The sequence below is a fragment of the Paraburkholderia kururiensis JCM 10599 = LMG 19447 genome, assembly GCF_003986935.1.
GTDB lineage: Bacteria > Pseudomonadota > Gammaproteobacteria > Burkholderiales > Burkholderiaceae > Paraburkholderia > Paraburkholderia kururiensis.
In genome coordinates this window covers 1-20574 of sequence record NZ_RJZE01000044.1, presented here as the reverse complement: position 1 = coordinate 20574, position 20574 = coordinate 1, and the positions used below count along the sequence as shown (strand labels likewise).

Genomic DNA, 20574 nt, shown 5'->3' with positions numbered 1-20574 from the left:
CTGGAAGACCGCACGCCGGACGAGGCATACTTCGCGACGCTGCCTGCGATTAAATCGGCAGCATGAACGCCCCGGTGGTTCCACTTAAAAATCTCGGGACCCTGTCCGAACAAGCGACGCCACCTCTGAGCCCATGGAATGGTTGCAACTGAGGGTGGTATCGCGTTGCTAGAGCACGCACGGTCAATCCTTGGACATCTGGAGCGCGCAAGCGACGAACTGGCTCACATTGCGCCACGCCAAGGGGGCACTGTGCGTGTTGGCGTAACACCTTGGTTGATGCAGTCTGTCATGCCGCGTGTCATAACGGCGTTCCGCGAACTACGGCCCGCAGTTCAGCTCGACATTTTCGACAGCCATGGCAAGGAGTATCCGATGGTCCGTAACGGGCAAGTCGATTTCGAGTTTGGCCCTCGGCCACAGGACCCTTTCAGCCACGGCCTTGAGATCCGACAGATCTATAGCTACTCGTTTGCCGTCGTGTGTCGCGCCGATCATCCAAGCATTGGAGCACGCTCTTTGGTGCAGCTGCGCGGCTACGACTGGGTGTTAAGCCATCCCATCGACCGGGTTTCGATTTCGCTTCACAAGCTGATCGAAGCCCAGGCTGCAGATGGCGTATGCCGTGTTCACTATGTGCGGTCCGTGCTTGGAGCGCTGGCAATTGTTCGCGACAGCGACATGCTCACGATGTTCCCGTGGCCACTTGTCGAAACACCGGATGTACGTGGGCGCTGTGTCGCCCTACATCTGGACGAAATTGTTCACGAAAGTACCACGTGTCTGATCAAACGTCGCTGTGAGCCGCTGCAAGGACCGGCATTGGTGTTCTATGAAGCCTTCCGGAAAATTGCCCGGGAATCGCTACAGTCGTCCGATTCGACAACACGACGGATTTTCAGCATGGTGGACCGCGTCGCTGAATGACGCGCCGGTTGTCGCTAGAAGGTGTTCGTCGGTACAAGACGCGCTCATGGACAAGCTTGGCGGGAATCCCTCGTCCAGTCCCGGCTACACGAGCGGCGCGAACGGTCTGCTCGATGCAGGCAATGGCAAGACGCTCGATCTGAGTGGTGACGGGGTGAAAAAGGCACTCGCTAAGCAGGTGTGCGACCGGGTGTTGGCGCAGGGGAAATCGATGCTTTGACTGGCAAGCTGGGGCGCCGTCGCCATATTTCGTCATGCAATGACGCTGGGACGGAACCTAACATTAGTGCCAGCTGCGCGAGGCGGCGAGCCGGTGGGCGCGCAGGTCGAAGCTGAGGTTGTCGTCGTAGCGCTGCTCGAGTTCGTCGAAGATCGCCTCGTACAGCTGCTCGGAGAGGGGTATGCGCGGGTCGCCGAGCAGCGCGCCGATCCGGTGCAGCGCCGCGAGCAACCACACTGGTTGTGACAGGAACGTGTCGCCGCGATGGCGTTGCGCGCGCCACACGCCAATGCACGCCGTCGCCGCTAGCAGCGCAACGTAGCGGCTGGCGAGCGCGAAGCCTTTCGGCGTCGCGTCGGGCGTCAGGTCGGTAGGAAGCAATTGCGCGCAGTGCGCGGCGAGCGCGTCGAATTCTGCAGCGAGGCGCGCGATCCATGCCGCGATTTCCGGCACCTGCGCGTCGCTACCGTCGCGGGCGAAGCGGCGCAGCTGCGACGCGAGGCTGTCGCGCCAACCCGTCGTGTTCGACAGCGCGCTAAACGACAGCGTGCCCCCGTCGCCGTCGAGCGTGAACAGCGCAGTGGGCAGGGCAACGTCTGCGCTCCACGCGCCACGCGCAGCCACCGGCAGCTGCCACAGGATCGACATTAGGCAATTCATCCGCGACGTGTGACCGGAGGCGACAGGCTGGAGGTCACGCAGCAGCTTCTGGAATATTGCCATGTCACCTTCGCGCAGGTAAGAGTGCGCGCCGACCACCGACGCAAGGTTGTTCATCGCTCCGATCAGTACCCCCGGCACAAACGCTCCGATCGATGCGGCGTGAAGGCTCAACTCGCCGGGCAACAGGAGCGCAGCGTTAGCTGCGACCGTGCAGAAGCAATCGCACATGATAAGGTCGGCGAACGTCTCGGCGAGCTGCGCGCGCACCAGCGGCAGGTCCGTAACCGCGCGGCCGTACAGCTTGCGATGCCGCGCATGTCGAAGGGCGACGCGCAGCCCGGTGTCGACGATGCCGGAAAACATGCCCGGCAACGCGATACGACTCAGCTGGAATGCCTTCAATAAGGGCTCCATTCCGTTGCCCGACGCGCCGTACCGGGTCGCGACGTCGATGCGGCAATCGTCGAATTTGATGCCGCCGAGCGGGGTGCCTCGCATGCCGCAGCGTGGCAAGTCACGCACAGAGCGAGGCGACGTCGCCGCACGCTCGACGGGAAACAGGCTGTGGCTGCGTGCGCCGCGCGACTCGTCGGCTCGCGAGATGTTCACGATGACCTGCTTGACGCAGTTGAGCATCGCGGTGTCGCCGTCGATTGACGCGGCCCACGCTGCGCGATCGATATCATTGCCATGCGCGAACCCGTGATAGCAGCACGCGAGCTTGCGGTTCGCAAGCAGATGCGTGGCGATGCACCGCTGCTGCCCGGCGTCGCCAGCCGCCCAGACGTCAACTGAGGCGAAGAAGCTCGCGCCATATCCAAGGCCGAGGCACGGATCGCGGCGGAACACGGTGCGCATCAAGGCGATCAGCCGGCCGAGGTCGACGAAGCGGCCACCGTGCGCGACCGGCACGAATTCAGCGTTTATGCAAAAGCCGTCGAGCGCAATCTCGCCTGCGGGCGACATCCGGCCAAGCTCGTCCGCTTCGATCGATGCTGCGAAGCCGAGCAGATTGCTGGCGTCCCACGGATCGCTGAACAGATCCTCCAACCGCAACACATTGTCAAGAATGGCTGCGTACGTCATGCGTTGGTTCCCCTGTCGGTTCGCGTAGCCCAGAGCGAGATCCCGTCGGTCCAGATCGCAGGGTTGTCGATCGCGTTTCCGCCGAGCGAGTCGATGGCCCCGCAGTGCTCGTCGGCGACGCGCGGATCGATTTCGCCGATCAGCCAGGTTAGCGCTGCGCGTAGCCAGACGGCCTGTGGGTCGGCCGCGACCGTCGCGCTTTCGCGTTCGTGCAGCCAGAACCGGATGCACGCGGCGCCGGCGAAACACAGCTCGTAGCGCCGCGCGAACTCGAAAGCCGCGGCCGGCACCGTGCGTGCGGTCAGCTCGTATCTGGCCATCCAGGTCATCACGTCCTCCGCGAGCACCGCGAGCCGCGACGCGAGCACGGGGAGCTCGGGCGGTGCACGGCGCGCGACGACCTCGGACGAGAGCGCGTCGAGCGATGCGGGCAGCGCTTGCACGATGCTGCAGCCTCGCGCCGACACGAGCGCGAGCGCGTCCAGCGGCAGTGCCGATACAGTCTGCGAAATGTCGAACGTGCGCTTGATGCCGTCGGCGTCGTGATCGCGGCGACGCCATCCGCGCGCGAGCATCGGAAAGTGGTTGATCAAGCTTTGCCGGTTGACGACGGTGCTGCCGTCGAAGATCGGCACGATGCGGTGATCGCGCTCGACTTTCTGGAAGAGTCTGTGTCCGTGTCCGTGCCCGGGATCGAGACATGCGCCCGCGCCGAGCAGCTCGCCGAGCTTGCCGAGTAGTTGCTCGGCGGTTGACGGCACGAATGCCTTCGATATTGCCGACATCACGCCCATCTCCGCGGGTAGCCAGCTTGCTGCCCGCGCGACAGCGCACGCGACCGCCTCGGCCGCGTAGTGCATCGCGAGCGTCTCGCCGAGCACGCGGCGCGCCATTGGCAAGTCGCTTAGCCGGCGGCCGTATAGCTCGCGCTCGTGCACGAATCCGAGCGTCAGATGGAACGCGTGGTCGGCGGCGCCCAGCGACATCCCGACGCACGCACTGCGCGTGAGCTGCAAGCCCTTAAGCACGATCTCGAAGCCAGCGCTGGCCCGGCCGATCAGCGCGTCGTGCGGCGCGCGCGCGTCGTGAAACGCGATGCCGCTGATGTCCGCGCCGCGAATACCGGACGTACGCACTTTCGGCAGGCACCGCACGGTCTCCGGCCTTAGCCGCCGCTTGTCGATGAGGAACAGACTGAATCCGTGCGGGTTGCGCGCGCTGCCCGTGCGCGCGAGTACGCACATTAACTGCCCTCTCGTCGCGTTGTTAATGAGCCACTTCTCTCCGTCGATCCGCCAACCGTCGTCGTTAGGCACGGCGCGCAGCTCGCTCGCGAGCAGATCCGCACCGTGATCGCGCTCGGTCAGCCCCAACGAGACGGGCGAGCCTGCCAAGACGTCGCGTGCCACCGCCGAGCGCTGCAGGCGATCGCCGGCGAGCCACACGCAGACGCAGCCGAGAAAGGTCTTCCCGTGGCCAATCGCGACCGTCAGGTCGTGCCGCGCGACTGCACGCCACAACTGCATCAGCTCGTCGAGCGACCGCAGGCGGCCGCCGTACTGCGTCGGCACGTAGTAGTCGGGCAGACCGAATACGTCGAGCGTCGCGCACGCGTCCGACGGAAAAATCTCCCCGCGGTCCCACACTGCGAGCTGCTCCGGAGCGAGCGCCCGCTCACCTGTCGCATGCTCGGCGAGAAAGCGTGCAAGCGCTCGGTGTGGTAACTCATCGGCAAGCGGCGGTGTCACCGGGCCGTTCCCGCGTCGGTGGTGCCCGCTCGTCGTATGCCTCTTGCCACCTGGGCGCAGCAACACGACGCCACCGACCGACACCCGGATGGGGACATCCGCATCGCTCGCGACCGCGTGTCCGCGGTGCTGCTCATGCCGTATAGATGCATCCGCATGATGCGCGACACAGAAGTCGAGACCGACAGGATGGAGCCGTAGTATCCGCTCCCCCCGTGCGGTTGCGTCAAGCCACGCATAGTTAATGCCGACCGCGCGTCATCGCGTTCGCCGTCGTGGAGCAGCATGATGGCCCGTTGGTTCGCGCGGGTTGTTGCATGATGCTGCATCGATTGCAGAACATCATTGGCGGATTGCAGGTTGATCATCTGTCAATGGGCATTGATCTATCGAAAGTCTCGAGTCCGGAACCACGCATGGCTGGCACCTGGCGAACCCCCACTCTTGCAAACCACAATATGAGAGGTCACATGGCATGCCAATCGCTCCACATAGGCGTTTTGCTGCGGCTTGCCCGGCTGAATGTAGTTCAACGCGATGCCATGCCTGCCAGCCCACTGCGTGATCGCATCACTCAGGTACTCCGGACCGTTATCGCATCGTATCGCCAGCGGCCTTCCCCTCCAGCTGATGATCTGCTCCAGGAGTGAGCCCCCGTGGGTTAAGACCGCGTGAAAATCAACATCCACGATTCCCAGGGCGGTTCACACAGTCACGCTCTCGGTTAGCACTACGGTCCCGCTTTTGTCGAGGCAAACCGGCGCAAGGCAAGGCCATCTCCGTGACATCACCTTGCGAGCCGGCGGCTCCCCGCGGGCTACCTACCCTACTTGGGATGCCGCACCGTTGGGTAATACGGCGGCGAATCATGCTCGCTGACGGTGCCGAGTACGGTCCAGCCCATCCGCTCGTACAAACGAACAGCCGACAGGCTCGTCGCCTCACAGTATGCAATCACCCCCGCCTCGTCGCACAGCCGATGCCAATACTGCAGCAAGTCCGAACCAACACCCTGGCGCTGATATGCAGGGTCCGCCCCGATGACCGTCATATACCAATAGGGCTCGGTCGGATGATATTCGTTGAACTTCTCGAACAGCCGAACCACAGCGTCCTGGCGTGAATCGGTCGTAGACCTCCCGACGAACGCAACCAGCTCGTTAAAATCGACATGCTCGTGTGCCGTCTGCCACAGAAGCGCCCCCTTTGTCCCGTTCTCCACGAACGCGCCGCTGCCGGTCACGTAAGGGGTACCGCAGTAGTATTTGACGAATCCGGGGAACTGCTGCAAATAACGCTCCGGCTCCGGATACATCCAGCGCAAGAGCGGACACGTTGCGAACGCCAGGGTCAAGGCACTATTGACCTTTTCTTCAACGAACGGCGTAACAAGCTTGATTTCATTCCTGGCCATGATTTTTCCTCGCTCTCCTCAGTAAACCTACCAAATCGATCCACAGTCGCTGGACGCCTCTGCCCCTCAGCCGACCGAAGCGTCCCATTGCACCATTGTCGGCCCCATTGCATGTTCAATGATCCCCGCTGCGCACGTGCTCCGTTTGCTCTTGCGTAACATCGGATAAAACGCCGGCGAGTGCCCTTCTTGGACGCTCGCGACGATCTCAGCTTAGTACTGCGTTAGAGCTTCGGAGGTCGCATCTCCGTAACAGCAGATCTGTTCCTCATCGCAGCCGGCAAAGAAAGCGTCGATCAAGTACCTTGCACTTCGACCCCACGATGCGTCACGCCCAAAGAACGTGAGATACCGATACGGATAAGTGGGATGCCATTGCTGCAGTTTCTCAAATATCGAGATGACGTTCGATCGTCTAGACGGCGTAGCGGTATCGTTTCAGATACGGAAGGATCTTGTCGTTGTGTGACGATAGGCCTTCGAACTGCCAGACGATGGCGCAGCCCTTCGCGTCTTGATAGATAAGCCCGGAGTTCCGCTCAAAGGGATCGCCGCCGTAGGCATAGACGAACCCCTCGAAATGCCTCGCATACTCGCTGTCATCAGCATAGATCCACCGCAACAACGGATCGAAATGGAAAGCGCCCGTCAGAATGGCCATGACGGCCGCTCGGTCGATCTGCTCGATATGTCGAATTTCAATGTCGTTCACGCCCCTCTCCTTGGACACAACATCATTACGCCCTGAAGCAGAACCTTCATACACCGACTGCCCGGTGCACACCCAACCACCGTCCGTCGACCCACCGTGCTTGTAGCCAATTCAAGATGCATGGCCCCTTACGGACAGACGCGCAGACTTCACTGCATATCGCACCACAAGCGCACCGCGTCGCACCCCGTGATCAGCGCGCCCCTTCGTCGCCCTCTGGGACACTAGGCAACACACCGTCTAGGTCCGCCTTGATTTTGCTGAATAGAGACTCGCTTGACAGCCGACTCGCGGCCATAAACCAGCCCAGACCCACGACGACATACGCAGCAAAGTAGAACGGGAGCGCGTCCGCTGGAGCGGCGGGCACCGGATAGACAGTGGAAATTGCTGCGGGGAGGAGGAAGGTGATTGCTGCCACGGAGATAAGCACGTCGCGATTGCGTAGTTCTCCGCGAAACCTCAGGTAAACCGGGGCAGCTAGGCAGACAAGGATGTAGCTTACGAGAAATCCATACGTTGCCACCGTGCCAAACGCATCGAAAATATCGGTCGGGCTGCCGCCTCTAGCCAGCATACCGACCAAAACCACCAGCATGGTCACCGCCACCATGGACGCCCCAACATGTGGGGTACGGTTGGCCAAATGAATCTTCTTGAACGCTGAGGGAAAAACACCGTGCCGTCCCATCATGAGCAGAATGCGCGCCGCAGCGTTGATGCTGGCAACGGCGCAGGCAAAAAGACTGATCGTCACACCGATCGAGATGACTGTGCCGAGCCACGCGACGTGGACGTGATGCGACAAGTGATTGTACGGATAGCGAAAGTTGGCTAAATCGGTGCGGGATGCATTGAAACCGGCCACCTCAACATACGCCGTAGCAACAAAGAAGATGCCGCTCAGCACGATCCCCAGCGCCACCGCCAGCGGAATGTTTCGCAGCGGCGAGCGCGCCTCCTCCCCGAGGGATGCCGCACTCTCAAAACCCACATAGCCAAAGATCGCCAGCATCAAACCGTCCCGCACACCGCGCACATTGATTGCGCTCATATCGAGTTGGCCGGGATCCATCAGGCCGTAGCGCCAGAGCACAATGGAGGCCACAATAATGATCGACAGCACGGAGAAGCCTTCAATCGCGAGCATGAGCCTGGCTGAGATCTTTACGTCTTTCCACGCGACGTACCACGCCAACAGGGAGAAGCCCAGCCCGACCACTGCCACAGGCATGTGAATTCCGGCCAAGTCCATCAGAATCGAGGCGTAGCTCAATGCGCCGGACATCACCGCAACCGCGGTGAGCACGTAGGCAGCCAACAAGCACCATCCCGTCATGAAGCCCGCAAGACCGCCGAGTCCCCGACCCGCGAAGGAGTACAGGGATCCGGGCGACGACGTACGCCGAGTGAACTGGTTCACGTTCAGCCCGACCAGAATGATCGCCGCTGTCGCGATGACATACGATAACCACGTTCCTTGGCCTGCCGAGGCGAACACCAACGGCACGATGATTAGCGGCGTCACAGACGGCGAAATATTGGCCACCGACTGTGCAAGCGTCTCCGGGAAAGACAGGCACCTTGCATGCAAATGGTCGTGGGCATTCTCAATGCGGTTGGGCATCTTGCTCCTCGGTCAGACAATAAAATCCAGGGATTCAGCGACTGGGTACAGCAGCGTGTGGCAGCGACCTCTTGGCAACACGCCGCACTCAGACGAGGGGACACCAGTGAGTCGTTGGGCAGAACAACGACCCAACGTATGGCGTCCCCAATGTCAACAGCCAGGCACAAGCTCGGTCGTCAACGTCATCGCGCTGATAAGCGCATCGACCTGCTCCTTGGTCGTACCCGGAGTCACAATGAGGTGGCTGACGTCCTGACTGGCCAGTTGCCATTTCGCCCGCACCTCGTCTCGCACTGGCGGAAAGACCACTGTCAACGCCGCGGCGTTGCGCCACGCATCCACGCCGCGTTCGGTGAGCGTTGCGACAGCGTACGCGGCCAGCGCTTCACACTGCTCGAAACTGCTGCGAAGCCCGTCCAGTCCGAGAGTGCGCAGGGCATACCAGAGCAAGATCGGAGCAAACGCACTGCGTGAGCCTCCAAGCGTGGAATCGAGGCTGCCGATGTAATCGATGGCCCGTGTGATGCGCTGCACATGATACTTACGCGTAACAACGACACCACAGGGCATCGGCGCACCAATAAACTTGTGGCCGCTGATCGTGACGGAATCAGCGCCATCCGCAAAATCGAACACGGGCCGCGGCTCAATGAACGGGGCGTACGGTCCACAGAGCGCCGCATCGGAATGCACATAGACGTCCCGGACACCGGCCTCCGCTAGCGCCGCCTTGATCTTTCCCACATCGTCCCGCCCCTCCTTCATGGTCGTGCCGATGTTGGCCACCACAATGGCTGGTTGCCCAGGATGCGCGCTGGCCTGATGTTTCAGGTCTTCGTAGTCGATCTGCCCGTGCGCGTCGGATCGTACTATCGCATAGGGCAACTTCAACAGCCGCACGCCTTTGCTCACGCTGTAGTGGGTGTCGCGAGAGAAGTAGGCAACGCCATTCGGATACAGCTCGCGTCCGAGGTACAACCCAAAGGTATTGCCCTCCGTACCCCCGGTGGTGACATAGCCCCAGTAGTCATCGACCGGGGCGCGGAAATGGGTGGCGAAGAACTCGACCACCTCCCGCTCGAACTCGCGTGAATCTACCCGGTAGATACCCTCGTCGAAAGGGTCTCCGAGGTTGTTCCCGGTCAAATCCATGAAACGCCACAATGCACTGTAATCAAAGTTCTTGGCGAACGGATACCCTAGAAAATTGTCATTCGCCCTTTTCATCGAATCGTAAAGGGCGTCGAGGCGGGCCTCATCTTGCGTGCTTAACATCAAACCTCCTGCTCTATTAGAGCGGTAAATGAATTAATTGCCGCAGTTTTTTTACTTCGCGGCCGCTACTTCGAACCTGAACTTCACAGAAAAAATCCGCGCAACAACCCGAAGGATACGGGATTAGATATGCGCTTTATGGTTATCGTTAAGAGGCTCTCATGGCAACAGTACGGCAGACGGAGAGCTAACGTGAAGAGTGGTGTATGGGCAGCATCGTGACGATCGATATCAAGCGGCGAATTTGTGCTGAACCGGCCGATCGTCTTGCACCGGCTCGCCGTCCTTGAAGGCGATGCCCTCAAGCAACAGCTTGATCTTTTCAGGGCCGTTGATGCGGCGCCAAGTTTTCTCGCCTTCCTCGATCAGCTTGAATGCCAGCCCGAGGAAGGTGGATCGCGATACGCAGTTACGCGTGCGCGTCGTACGGTGGCGCACCGTCGCGAACGTCGATTCGATCACGACGGTCGTGCGCAGATGCTGCCAGTGCTCGGCAGGGTACTCGTAAAACGCGAGCAAGCTGCCTCGGTCCTTCTTCAACGTTTCGCTCTGGCCGCATAGATCGACACGAAACGATCGAACGCAGCGTGCGCGTCGGCGCGGGTGGCCGCCATCCAGATCGATTGCATGTCGGCCTTCGCGCGTGCCTGCTGCGACTTCGGCAGCGCGTTCACGACGTTTCCCATTTTATGAAACGGGCAACGCTGGCCACGTGTGTTCGGAAACACCTCCTCCAGCGCCGCCCAGAAGCCTATGGCGCCGTCGCCGACCGCCAGCCGTGGCCCGGCCTTCAGACCGCACTTTTTCAGGTCAAGCAGCAGTTCCAGCCACGACGCTTTCGTCTTGCGATACCGATCGCCGATCGCCACGCGCTCTTTGCTACCGTCCGGCTTCACGCCAATGGTCACGAGCAAGCATTGGCCGTCGGAGTTCTCGCTGCGCAGCCCCGTGTGAATGCCGTCGACCCGCCAATAAACGTAGTGCGACTCGGACATGTCACGCCGGCTCCACGCCACCTGCTCGTCGGCCCATTTCGCCTTCAGCCGGCTCACCACATTGGCCGACAAGCCCTTGGCGTCATCGCCCAGCAACACGCTCAACGCTTCGCTCATGTCGCCCGTCGAGATGCCCTCCAGATACAGCCACGGCAGCGCTGCGCTTACACGGGGCGACTTCCTTACGTACGGCGGCACAATCATTGAATTGAACTTCACGCCAGATCCTGATCGATCGCGCACCTTCGGCACCTTCACCGCGATCGGTGCGGCGGCCATCAACACCTCGCGCTCCGGCAAGTAGCCGTTGCGCACCATAGCGCGTTGCTCTTGCAAAGTCGCGACGTTCGCGAACCACTCCATCAGCTCTGACAGCTCCGCTTCGATCGCTTGTTGAATGACTTGCCGCGCCCCGTGACGAATCAATTCGCCCAGGGAAAACTCGACTCCCGATAGACCGACGACTGCTTCCCCCGTATCCTTGCTCATGGCGAATGAATGGCTTGACTTTTTGCTGGTTTCCGACTTCGGCAATCAGATTCTCAGTTGAAACCTCCACCGCCTTCAACTTTCCGTCTCCCCCGTACATCATTTCCGACCGTAGCACCCAAGGTCGGGCGATGCGTTTGATTTGGCCGGTTTGCTGCAATATTGCCTGCACCGATGCGCCTCGGACTTTCACGTTACGATTCCGTGGCCCGCGACAGCGGCATCCATCATATCGCTGCCCTCTTCTGTAGATAGGTATACTTAAGGAATGTGCTTGAGGGAGATAGAAATTTCAATACAACAATTGTCACGAAACCTCTGCTGGCTGGCCTAGCTCAACTGTGTCACAAAAGTGATGGGGCGCCCTATTGCTGCGCAGGCGGAGCCATCGTTGCGCGAGCCTTTGCTCAAGCAGGATGCGCAACGTAGCGGTGGAATCAGGAACGAGGTGTTGAGCGGGCCGCTGGGTGCTGAAGCAAGCTACTACAGGCAGATCAGAAACGCCACTGACGTACCCGCATTAACTTAAACTTAACCAAACCGGCCGCCACGATCCCGGCGCAGTTCAGTTGCGTGACAATTGTTGTATTGAATTTTGCATCGCGCTCAAGCAGATTTCACACATGGTCAATTTGAATCAGAGGACACAGATTTGAGGGATAGCCTGCGTGGACCCGGCATCAGTGCAGCAGGCTGGTGAGGTCGCACTCGAATTTCGTATCCGCTAACTGAGCGTTCACTATGCCGCCTGCTGAACCGCCCCGGGAATCATGGACGCTGGTTGGTTTAGGTTAATACGGGTTCAGCGGTACCTGTTTCAAGGTGCTGATAGTAGTTTGCCTCAGCTTCGGCGGACGGGATATAGCCGAGGGGCTCCATCAATCGATGATGATTGAACCAGGTCACACCCACTCCAGCGTTGCCAGTTCAACGGATTCCCGCGTTTTCCAGGTGCGGCGATGAATCAGTTCAGCCTTGTACAAGCCGTTGATCGTTTCAGCCAAGGCGTTGTCATAGCTGTCGCCCCGGCTGCCGACCGACGGTTCGATGCCCGCTTCGGCCAGCCGTTCGCTATAGCGAATGCTGACGTATTGGGACCCTCTGTCCGAATGGTGTATCAAGGTGCCGTCTTCGCCCGGGCGTCGCGCGTAAAGCGCCTGTTCAGGTGCATCCAGAACGAAGTCCGTGGACATCGAGGTGCTGACGCGCCCGCCGACAATACGGCGAGCGAACACGTCGATCACGAAGGCCACGTACAGCCAGCCCTGCCACGTCGAAACGTAGGTGGAATCCGAAACCCAGAGCTGGTTCGGCCGTGCCGCCTTGAACTGGCGATTGACCCGATCCAGTGGGCGCGGGGCTATGGCATCAGGAACAGTCGTGCGAACACGCTTGCCTCGCATCACGCCGCGCAAACCCGGTTGCTTCATCAACCGTTCGACCGTGCAGCGCGCCACCGCGATGCGCTCCCGGTTCATCTGCTTCCAGACTTTATCGGCGCCGTAGACTTGCTTGTTGGCCCGCCACACGCGCTCGATCTCCGGCCGCAGACGTTCATCGCGGATTGCGCGAACAGAGCGCCGCGACGGATCACGATGCTGCGCGGCGTGGCGTCGGTAGCCCGGTCGGGCTACCGACCGGGCAATCCGCAAGACCTTGCAGATCGGCTCGCCCCCGAAGGTGTCGCGATGCTGATCGATAAAGGCCTTCAGGACGTGAAACGGCGGTCGAGCTCGGCCTGGGCGAAAAACGCGCTCGCCAGCTTGAGGATCTCGTTGGTTCGGCGCAGTTCCTTCACCTCACGCTCCAAGGCCTTGATGCGTTCACGCTCGGCCGTGCTCACGCCATCACGTTCCCCACGGTCGACCTGGTCGCGCTTGACCCACTCGTGCAGTGTCTGCGGTGTGCAGCCGATCATCGGCGCAATCGATTCGACCGCCGCCCACATCGACGGATGCTCGCTGCGCTGCTCGCGCACCAGACGCACTGCGCGCTCCCGGACTTCCGGGGAACACTTGGTTACCTTCTTGTTCTTGGCTCCATTCTCTCAAGAGTTGGAGCCTCCACAAAATCCGGGGCGGCTCACACCTGCAGAAGATTTCATGACAAGTTCACCGATTGTTCTAGACACGGACGGTAGCAAGATGATGGAAGCCTCACTATCTCAGACAGTATCAAGAGTCCTGTATTCTGACGGCACACCGTCAGAATGGGGTAACAAGCAGAACTGGCAGTTATGCGACGGAAATCACAAGGGTCTTCCTAGCGCCGAGGGTAACCTTCTACCTGGTAGTCGGCGATCTGTCTGTCTGGACGCCAGATCATCTGATGTGGTACTCACTCGACTCAAGGACATTTACGCAGATACTCATGCCCGACAGGCCCTGTCCCTCGGATACCCGGTGAGTCAAGCCTTCGATTACGCCGCGCTCGCGCCATTCCTTAGTGTGCATCTCAACAATTTGGGTGACCCCTACGCAGCGGAATCAACACTGCTGAATACTCGCGCTCTTGAACAGGAAGTACTCGCGTATTTCGGAAAACTCTGGCGATCCACCGACCGCAAGCCACTGGTTCCCGAATCGTTCTGGGGCTACCTTCTCGGCATGGGTGCAACAGAAGGGAACATGTATGCTCTGTGGAGCGCACGTGAGTACTTGAGGACACAGGATTTCACTGAGGGAGCGAAGAGCTCCGTGAGAGAAGAACCCGTGGTTTTCTATTCCGAGGCATCGCATTATTCCATGGCCAAATGTGCAAGTGCGCTGGGTATTCCGACCTTCGAGGACCTCGGTAACGGACTCTACCCCGGCCAGTGTCCGGTCACGTCCGACGGCCGCTGGCCGCATGGAGTGCCAACGGATAACGGGGCGGTCGACCCCGAACGGTTAGCTGAACTGGTGGACTTCTTTGCCGACAAGGGCCACCCCCCCATCATCGTTCTTAATGCTGGGACCACGTTTGCAGGCTCGTTCGACGATTCGCCTGCCGTCTGGCAGGCACTGTGCCCAGTCCTTGAACGCCACAGTTTCCGCACGGGAACTGATGGCGCGAATCGGCAGGACTTCTGGATCCACGTCGACGGCGCCTTGGGCGCTGCCTATCTGCCATACCTCGAAATGGCACATACTCAGAAACTAACATCGGAGAGAGGTCCGCGATTCGACTTCAGTCTTCCCTACATCTGCTCCATCGTAACGAGTTCACACAAGTGGTACGGAGCGCCGTTTGCCTCCGGGGTCTACATGAGTAGGGAAAAGTACCGGATGCGGCCAGAGACTCATCCTGAATACGTTTCTACGCCTGACACGACCTTGTGTGGCTCCAGGAACGGTTTGTCCGCGTTGATTCTCTGGTATGCACTCGCCACGATCTCCCCAGATGAGCAGGCGGCAACTGCTGCACGGTGTACCGAGCTAGCTGCGTATGCGCATCATCAATTGCAGTCCATCAGCGAATGGCACCCATCGTTCCAGGTTCATCGGGCACCTCCCTCCCTAGCTGTACGATTCACTCGTCCGCGACCCGATATATTTGACAGGTTTCACCTCAGCGGAGAAGGAAAACTTGCCCATATCGTCGTTATGCCTCATGTCACGCGTTCTGCAATTGATCTGCTGGTAGACGCGCTCAGGTCGACTGATGCATTGGCTTGATACGACTCAGGTGTCGCAGCGTGGGATCAAGGGCTGGCAGTCCTAGTAAATAGTTCAGGTAACTTTGCTTCACGTTTGTAGAACGTCCTCGGAGTATCAATATGGACATACGCAATGCACGGCCAGACGAATTCGATCTAGTCTGCGACATACTGGTCGATGGTTTTTTCCGCGATCCGATTCTCTCACCGGTTTTTCCTGATCTATCCCGTCGAGCCGCATCGTTACGGGGTTTTTTTCGGGTAACCGCTGCACCTGCACGTGATGCGGGCACCATTCTTATCTCCGGGGACAACGGAGGTGTGCTCGTCTACATGACGCCGGACACGCTTCGACAGACCGCCGAACGGGAAAGTCAGGACCGGTTGTGTTTGCAGCAGGAGTGCGGTGCTGATGGCTCCACTGCCGTGGCATTCATGGACGCTCTGGCCGCAAATCACCCGACGGGGCCGCCGCACAACTATGTGTTCCTTCTCGCGGTAAGGCATCGTCTACTTGGAGGATACGTTGGCCCGCATCTGGTCCGACACCTGGTTGATCTGCTGGATAGTGAAGGCATGCCGGCCTATGCCGAGGTCACTAATCTAATTGCCAGAGATCTGGCATACGTCCTCGGATGGCAGGAGATGGAGAACTCCTTGCAGCTCCCGAACGGCCAACGCTTGTGGCGATTGTGGAGGATGGCGAATACCTCGGCTGGCACGGCGACACCGGCGGTGTCGGCCACCGATTCCACGTCCCCGCAACGCATCGGAACTTCTTGTGGCACGTTGCAGGCGTACCATCAGCGATGACCCGGAGGCGCTCGGCCGTCCAGGGCACTCTTTCGGCTCCGTTGTGGTGGGCGAGTGCATGGTGTGACATGCAAGAACATTAGACGGAATCTATGATTACTGGATAGCTTGGTGCGGTGTTATGTATAAGGAGAGACAAGTGCCCAGCCTTATCGATAAAGATCACAAGCCAATGATTCACCTCGGTATTAGTGAGCCGGAGGGAAAGCAGCAAGTGGTTAGCGATCCATTCATCCACCGAAGGCAACGTCACCACTACCTGTGGGCAAACGTCCTCCCCTTCGCTTGTACGATAGCTGCTTTCGCATTGCTACCTGTATTTCCCGTGGGTTGGCCGGAAGGGATTGCTTTTTTAGTCATGTGGGCTATCTCCGGCCTTGGTTTGACAGCCGGATTTCACCGATTGTTTGCGCACAACTCCTATACGGCAGGACCGCATATTCGCTCGGCGTTAGCGGTTGCGGGTTCCATGGGCGCAGTAGGTAATCTGACTTCATGGGTCGCCATTCACCGCCGCCATCATCATTTCGCGGATCGGGAAGGCGATATTCACTCGCCGAACTTGCGAGGCCCCCGGTGGCGTGACAAGCTGCGCGGGTTTCAGTACGCGTACTCGACGTGGATGTTCGAACATCCCTACCCGAATCCAGCCTATTACGTGCCTGATATCATTCGCAACCCTCACCTTTGTCGGATTAGCCGCCGTTACCCGCTGTGGGTATTTCTGGGCGTTGCTATTCCGGCTGTCGCCTGTGCGCTGACACGGACATCATGGTCTGGCCTTGTCAGTGGCTTCCTGTGGGGAGGAATGGTGCGGCTTTTCGTGCTCCAGCAGGGCACCTCGTGGATCAATTCGTTTTGTCATCTGTTCGGCAGTCGCAGATTCGACACAGATGACCTGAGTCGCAACATTGGCTGCTTGGCTCCTTTTGTTTTTGGCGAATCTTGGCACAACAACCATCACGCCTTTCCGGGTTCTGCCTCGTTCGGCTTGCGCTGGTACTGCATCGACCCCGGATTCTGGTTCATTCGGATTATCTCTCTACTAGGCCTGGCAGGCGATATCACGGTTCCAAACCAGAAGCAGATCGAGGCGAGAACGGTTTGAGCCATGTGAAATCTTGCCGCCGAGTAGCTGTCTGCTTTCACCGATCGATCAAACGCTATTCTCCAACTCTAGGAGTAGGAAATGAACAATGTCACGCAAATTAATTGCCCTGCATCGGCTTGTAGCAATGAAGACGCAATATTTCGATGGTTGGCCGGTTATATCGGAACGGTACTTCACATGGATGCGCGTCGTATATGTCCTGCCGATTCACTCGTTGACCTCGGTCTGGACTCGGTAGCATCTACTGCTCTCGTGATTGAGCTTGAGAGTCAGTTCGGTGTTCGGCTGAAGATGGACACGGTGTTTTCTCAGCCGACTATTGGCGACATTGGGGCTCGGGTGATGGAACAGCTTATCGCCTCGCAGGGATCTGTGAGTGCAGTATGAGCATCCGCCCTGCATTGAACGCGCCGGTGGACGATGGACAATGCGCCAGCATGGCATATCCTGCGATCGGGTCACCTTTCGACGATGGCCCGCGAACATTGTCGAGACTGGCCACGCACTGGGCAGCGAACCGTGCTGAAGATCGCGCTTTCGTCTTTCTGGGCGAACAGGGGGAAGAAAGGGAGTCACTCACCTACAGCGAGCTCGATCGTAAGGCATGCGATCTGGCTCGGCGTCTTTCCGGTCTGACACGTCCGGGCGATCGCGCTTTACTGATGTTTCCGCCCGGGCTGGCTTTCATAGTCGCTTTCTTCGCGTGCCACCACGCGGGCATTATTCCCGTACCTGTGGTGCCGGTCCGCGCGCGTCGAATGCGCGATGCTTCCCGCTCCGTTGCAGTAGATTGCGCGCCGACGCTTGTCCTCGCGCCGGCAGACTATGAAGCTGCTGTGCGCAGCGATCTGTACAATTCGCAGTTCCCGTCGCACAGTCATTTCATTGCACTGGACCTTGCAGTTTCCGATCCTTGCGAGATCGAGCCGCCTGCCGACGCGCTGCGTCAGACTTGCGTGGACGATCTTGCCTTTTTGCAGTACACATCGGGCTCCACGTCCGCTCCCAAAGGCGTGGCCGTGACCCAGGGAAATCTGTTCGCTAACCTCGAAATGCAAAGGCGGGCCTTCGCTCATCCACTCCACGCGGTCGCTGTCGGCTGGGCTCCCCATTATCATGACATGGGGTTGATCTGCCAGATTCTCGAGCCTTTCTATCTCGGCGGCCTTGCAGTGCTGATGGCGCCAGGCACGTTCGCGCAAGCGCCGTGGTTGTGGTTGCGGGCCATCGCGACATATCACGCGCGGATATCGGGCGGGCCGAACTTTGCTTACGAACTGTGCCTTGCGCGCGCGGGGCGTATCATGCAGGAAGCGCCGAATCTGTCGCATTGGGAAGTGGCGTTCAACAGCGCTGAACCAGTCCGGGCTGACACACTGCAGCGCTTTACCCAAGTCTTCGCCCCGCTGGGTCTTCGAGCGGAATCAATGAATCCGGCGTATGGCATGGCAGAAGCGACGCTTTTGATATCAGCTGGAACCGTGGTTCGCAAGCCAATAGTTGAGCACGTCAGCCGCGCGTCGCTCGCAAACGGCGTCGCCACGATCGCCGGATGTCTCGATGATGCACAGGCGATTGTGGGTTGCGGTAGAGCCATGGACAACGAGAAAATTGTTATCGTTGATCCGGCGAACGGCAAACTGCTAGCAGACGGCCATGTCGGTGAGATCTGGGTACACGGACCCCATGTGCCTGCCGAATACTGGAACCGGACCGAGCAATCGCTGCAGGTTTTCAATGCCTACATCGCTGACGACGTTACCGGCACGCGCTATTTGCGCACCGGTGATCTCGGCTATCTGAGAGATGGTGAACTGTTTATCACGGGACGGCTAAAGGATGTGCTGATAATACGCGGGCGCAATATCTATCCTAACGATATTGAGCATATTGCCGAGCTCGCGTACCCGGGGCTGAAAATGAATTCGGGGGCAGCTTTCGTTGTAAGTGACCCGGAGGATCGAACGGAACAGTGTGTCCTGGTTCAGGAGGTCGAGCGGACTATCCGAAGAAACATGGACTCTGCCGCGGCGGTCAGTGCGATCCGTCGCGCAGTTCTACAGGAATTCGAGCTTACACTTGACGAAGTGGTACTGGTCGATCCTGGTTCCATCCCGAAAACGTCCAGCGGGAAGATACGTCGTGCGGAGACGCGTGCGCAGTTCGTCGCGGATGCACTCGCACGTATCGAAGGAGAGCGTGCAAAAGTTGGGGAGGTCGATTTCTTCAGGGCTCCCTGACCCACGGCATGATTGCACGGTCTGTGCCGTCCGTTGGCGAGAGCCCGCCTGCTGACGATGGCCCGAGGCATTTGGGGAGTGTCTGAATTTTTGTGTTCAAGACGCTTGAATGATTAAAGCCTCGCGATCTGTCATTGCCGTTCTGGACGCTGGGCCTTGTGAAGCGATCCTCGTAGAGGATCGCAAACTGGCGCATGGCGACCTTCCAGTCATGCGCGGCCCGATGCCATTCGGCGGTAATCTTGCGTAGCGCAAGCCACAGCGGTTTGGTTGCAGCATCATCACTCGGGAAGTGGCCGCGTGTCTTGATGATCTTGCGTAGCTGCGCGTTGACGCTTTCAAGTGAATTCGTGGTGTAAATCACTTTACGCACCTCCGGTGGAAGGCGAAGAAGGGAATCACGCGGTCCCACGCACGACGCCAGGCTGAACCGCCCCGAGTTTTGTGGAGGCTCCAACTCTTGAGAGTGATTCATCGGGTTCTGCCCGACCCCGAAGGATGAAGCGCACGACAGCTGCGGGCGGATCTGGGAAGGAATACGATCACGAGGCAGCGGTGGTCGAGGTCGGCCCATTATCTGGTGCACTGAGCCCGTTTGAGAGTTGGACCCGCAACCCTGCGAGCACCCCGAATTGCGACCGAGGGGGAGCAGGTCACCCGCTACTCGCTGTGGTGGGGCCTACTCTGGCAACATTCATTCGCACCGTCGAGACGGTACCGGCGACTCGCTTACGAAGGAGCGGAGCGTACCGCTGTGGACACGCACGGCCGATGCCTTAAGAAAGTGGGCGCGCGAGCAAGACAAGGAACCGGGCGCGCTCTTGTTCACCAACTACCGTGGCGAGAGGCTGACGCGCAACGCCGTCGACTCGATCCTGCAAAAAGCCGTCTCGCGCGCGGCCGGCACTTGTCCTGCCTTGAGCGGAAAACACGTCTCGCCCCATGTCGTCCGGCACACGACGGCCATGCATCTGTTGCAGGCGGGTGTCGACATGAGCGTGATCGCGCTTTGGCTTGGCCATGAGCATCTCGACACGACGCACATCTACAGTAAGCACTCGACCAGCACCGTAGCGTAGATCGTTGACGACGGGAGCGCGATGCTATCGGATAGGCTCGACGTGGGCAGTAGAGGGCAGCGACGACGCCACGCTCCACGGTAACAACTCGTCGATGCGGTTGATCGGATGGTCAGCGACGCGCTCGAGCACGTAGGCGAGATACGCCTCGGGATCGAGGCCGTTCAAGCGCGCCGTGCCAATCAGGCTATACATCGCGGCGGCACGTTCGCCACCGGAGTCGGCGCCGACGAACAAGTAATTCCGTCCGCCGAGGGCGACGCCGCGCAGTGCTCGCTCGGCGATCAGGTTGTCGATTTCCGCACGCCCGTCGCCGCAGTAGTAGATGAGCGCCGGCCAGCGATTCAGCGCGTACTGAATCGCCTTGGTCGTGTCGGATTTTGCGGAGAGCGTGGCGAGTGTTGCTTCGTATGCGTCATTTGATGGCCGCATGGACAGAGCTGAAGCCTGTGTCCAAAGTGATGCCCGTTACTTCAAGTGGTGGGGACTACTTTGGACACACGGAATGCGCGATCATCGAACCGCAAGGGCCGAC

At 59.5% G+C, this 20574-nt stretch carries 13 protein-coding genes, 6 pseudogenes and 1 other annotated feature; of the genes and pseudogenes, 8 read left to right on the top strand and 11 right to left on the bottom strand.

From position 1 onward, the window contains the following. The first annotated feature begins 138 nt into the window (after positions 1–138). Entirely contained in the window at positions 139–927 is a 789-nt protein-coding gene (locus tag PKKP23_RS31920; RefSeq protein WP_126879863.1) for a LysR substrate-binding domain-containing protein, read from the top strand. Between the two features lie 25 nt (positions 928–952). Then, a pseudogene (locus PKKP23_RS31915) lies at positions 953–1147 on the top strand (DUF2501 domain-containing protein); the annotation flags it as partial. Between the two features lie 63 nt (positions 1148–1210). On the opposite strand, the gene PKKP23_RS31910 reads toward PKKP23_RS31915, so the two are convergent. From PKKP23_RS31910 to PKKP23_RS31870, 9 genes and pseudogenes are all read right to left on the bottom strand, one after another. Next, positions 1211–2896 (bottom strand): acyl-CoA dehydrogenase family protein, encoded by a 1686-nt coding sequence (locus tag PKKP23_RS31910; RefSeq protein WP_161978183.1) that lies wholly within the window; start codon positions 2894–2896, stop codon positions 1211–1213. Further along, positions 2893–4644 (bottom strand): acyl-CoA dehydrogenase family protein, encoded by a 1752-nt coding sequence (locus PKKP23_RS31905; protein WP_126879861.1) that lies wholly within the window; start codon positions 4642–4644, stop codon positions 2893–2895. Before PKKP23_RS31905 ends, PKKP23_RS31910 begins: the two co-directional genes overlap by 4 nt. Before the next feature lie 482 nt (positions 4645–5126). Further along, positions 5127–5288: pseudogene (locus tag PKKP23_RS31900) on the bottom strand (DDE-type integrase/transposase/recombinase); the annotation flags it as partial. Between the two features lie 182 nt (positions 5289–5470). Beyond that, complete coding sequence (locus PKKP23_RS31895) at positions 5471–6058, bottom strand: GNAT family N-acetyltransferase (RefSeq protein ID WP_126879860.1); 588 nt, start codon at positions 6056–6058, stop codon at positions 5471–5473. 415 nt (positions 6059–6473) lie between these two features. Then, positions 6474–6770 carry a hypothetical protein gene (locus PKKP23_RS31890; RefSeq protein ID WP_126879859.1) on the bottom strand — a complete coding sequence of 99 codons (297 nt, stop codon included), beginning with the start codon at positions 6768–6770 and terminating at the stop codon, positions 6474–6476. Positions 6771–6963: 193 nt separating this feature from the next. Continuing rightward, positions 6964–8397, bottom strand: a complete 1434-nt coding sequence (locus PKKP23_RS31885) for an APC family permease (RefSeq protein ID WP_126879858.1) — start codon at positions 8395–8397, stop codon at positions 6964–6966. A gap of 153 nt (positions 8398–8550) precedes the next feature. Then, complete coding sequence (locus tag PKKP23_RS31880; RefSeq protein WP_126879857.1) at positions 8551–9675, bottom strand: histidine decarboxylase; 1125 nt, start codon at positions 9673–9675, stop codon at positions 8551–8553. Between the two features lie 231 nt (positions 9676–9906). Further along, a pseudogene (locus tag PKKP23_RS31875) lies at positions 9907–11159 on the bottom strand (IS256 family transposase). Positions 11160–11945: 786 nt separating this feature from the next. Then, a pseudogene (locus PKKP23_RS31870) lies at positions 11946–13146 on the bottom strand (IS3 family transposase). After that, positions 12797–12913: a sequence feature (AL1L pseudoknot), on the bottom strand. Its footprint overlaps the pseudogene before it by 117 nt. Before the next feature lie 415 nt (positions 13147–13561). On the opposite strand from PKKP23_RS31870, the gene PKKP23_RS31860 reads away from it, so the two are divergent. The 5 genes from PKKP23_RS31860 to PKKP23_RS31840 all read left to right on the top strand — a co-directional run bounded on the left by PKKP23_RS31860 (position 13562) and on the right by PKKP23_RS31840 (position 18960). Next, a complete protein-coding gene (locus PKKP23_RS31860) occupies positions 13562–14815 on the top strand; it encodes a pyridoxal-dependent decarboxylase (RefSeq protein WP_161978182.1) in 1254 nt (417 codons plus the stop codon). Between the two features lie 101 nt (positions 14816–14916). After that, positions 14917–15609: a hypothetical protein gene (locus PKKP23_RS31855; RefSeq protein WP_126879854.1), complete on the top strand. Its 693-nt coding sequence runs from the start codon at positions 14917–14919 to the stop codon at positions 15607–15609. Between the two features lie 139 nt (positions 15610–15748). Next, on the top strand, positions 15749–16717 hold the full coding sequence (locus tag PKKP23_RS31850) for an acyl-CoA desaturase (RefSeq protein ID WP_205703028.1): 969 nt from the start codon (positions 15749–15751) through the stop codon (positions 16715–16717). Between the two features lie 81 nt (positions 16718–16798). Continuing rightward, positions 16799–17107 carry an acyl carrier protein gene (locus PKKP23_RS31845; RefSeq protein WP_126879853.1) on the top strand — a complete coding sequence of 103 codons (309 nt, stop codon included), beginning with the start codon at positions 16799–16801 and terminating at the stop codon, positions 17105–17107. Beyond that, positions 17104–18960: a fatty acyl-AMP ligase gene (locus PKKP23_RS31840; protein WP_126879852.1), complete on the top strand. Its 1857-nt coding sequence runs from the start codon at positions 17104–17106 to the stop codon at positions 18958–18960. The genes PKKP23_RS31845 and PKKP23_RS31840 overlap by 4 nt, the downstream gene beginning before the upstream one ends. 151 nt (positions 18961–19111) lie before the next feature. Here PKKP23_RS31840 and PKKP23_RS31835 read toward each other — a convergent pair. Further along, positions 19112–19389, bottom strand: a pseudogene (locus tag PKKP23_RS31835) (transposase); the annotation flags it as partial. Positions 19390–19562: 173 nt separating this feature from the next. On the opposite strand from PKKP23_RS31835, the gene PKKP23_RS31830 reads away from it, so the two are divergent. Continuing rightward, positions 19563–20039: a tyrosine-type recombinase/integrase gene (locus PKKP23_RS31830; RefSeq protein WP_126879851.1), complete on the top strand. Its 477-nt coding sequence runs from the start codon at positions 19563–19565 to the stop codon at positions 20037–20039. Positions 20040–20063: 24 nt separating this feature from the next. On the opposite strand, the pseudogene PKKP23_RS31825 reads toward PKKP23_RS31830, so the two are convergent. Continuing rightward, positions 20064–20468: pseudogene (locus tag PKKP23_RS31825) on the bottom strand (transposase domain-containing protein); the annotation flags it as partial. Positions 20469–20574 lie beyond the last annotated feature (106 nt).

Bases quoted from the DNA above. Each gene is read 5' to 3' on its own strand.
- PKKP23_RS31895 (WP_126879860.1), bottom strand. From the start codon at position 6,058: ATGGCCAGGAATGAAATCAAGCTTGTTACGCCGTTCGTTGAAGAAAAG.
- PKKP23_RS31855 (WP_126879854.1), top strand. From the start codon at position 14,917: ATGGACATACGCAATGCACGGCCAGACGAATTCGATCTAGTCTGCGAC.
- PKKP23_RS31920 (WP_126879863.1), top strand. From the start codon at position 139: ATGGTTGCAACTGAGGGTGGTATCGCGTTGCTAGAGCACGCACGGTCA.
- PKKP23_RS31885 (WP_126879858.1), bottom strand. From the start codon at position 8,397: ATGCCCAACCGCATTGAGAATGCCCACGACCATTTGCATGCAAGGTGC.
- PKKP23_RS31840 (WP_126879852.1), top strand. From the start codon at position 17,104: ATGAGCATCCGCCCTGCATTGAACGCGCCGGTGGACGATGGACAATGC.
- PKKP23_RS31910 (WP_161978183.1), bottom strand. From the start codon at position 2,896: ATGACGTACGCAGCCATTCTTGACAATGTGTTGCGGTTGGAGGATCTG.
- PKKP23_RS31845 (WP_126879853.1), top strand. From the start codon at position 16,799: ATGAACAATGTCACGCAAATTAATTGCCCTGCATCGGCTTGTAGCAAT.
- PKKP23_RS31880 (WP_126879857.1), bottom strand. From the start codon at position 9,675: ATGTTAAGCACGCAAGATGAGGCCCGCCTCGACGCCCTTTACGATTCG.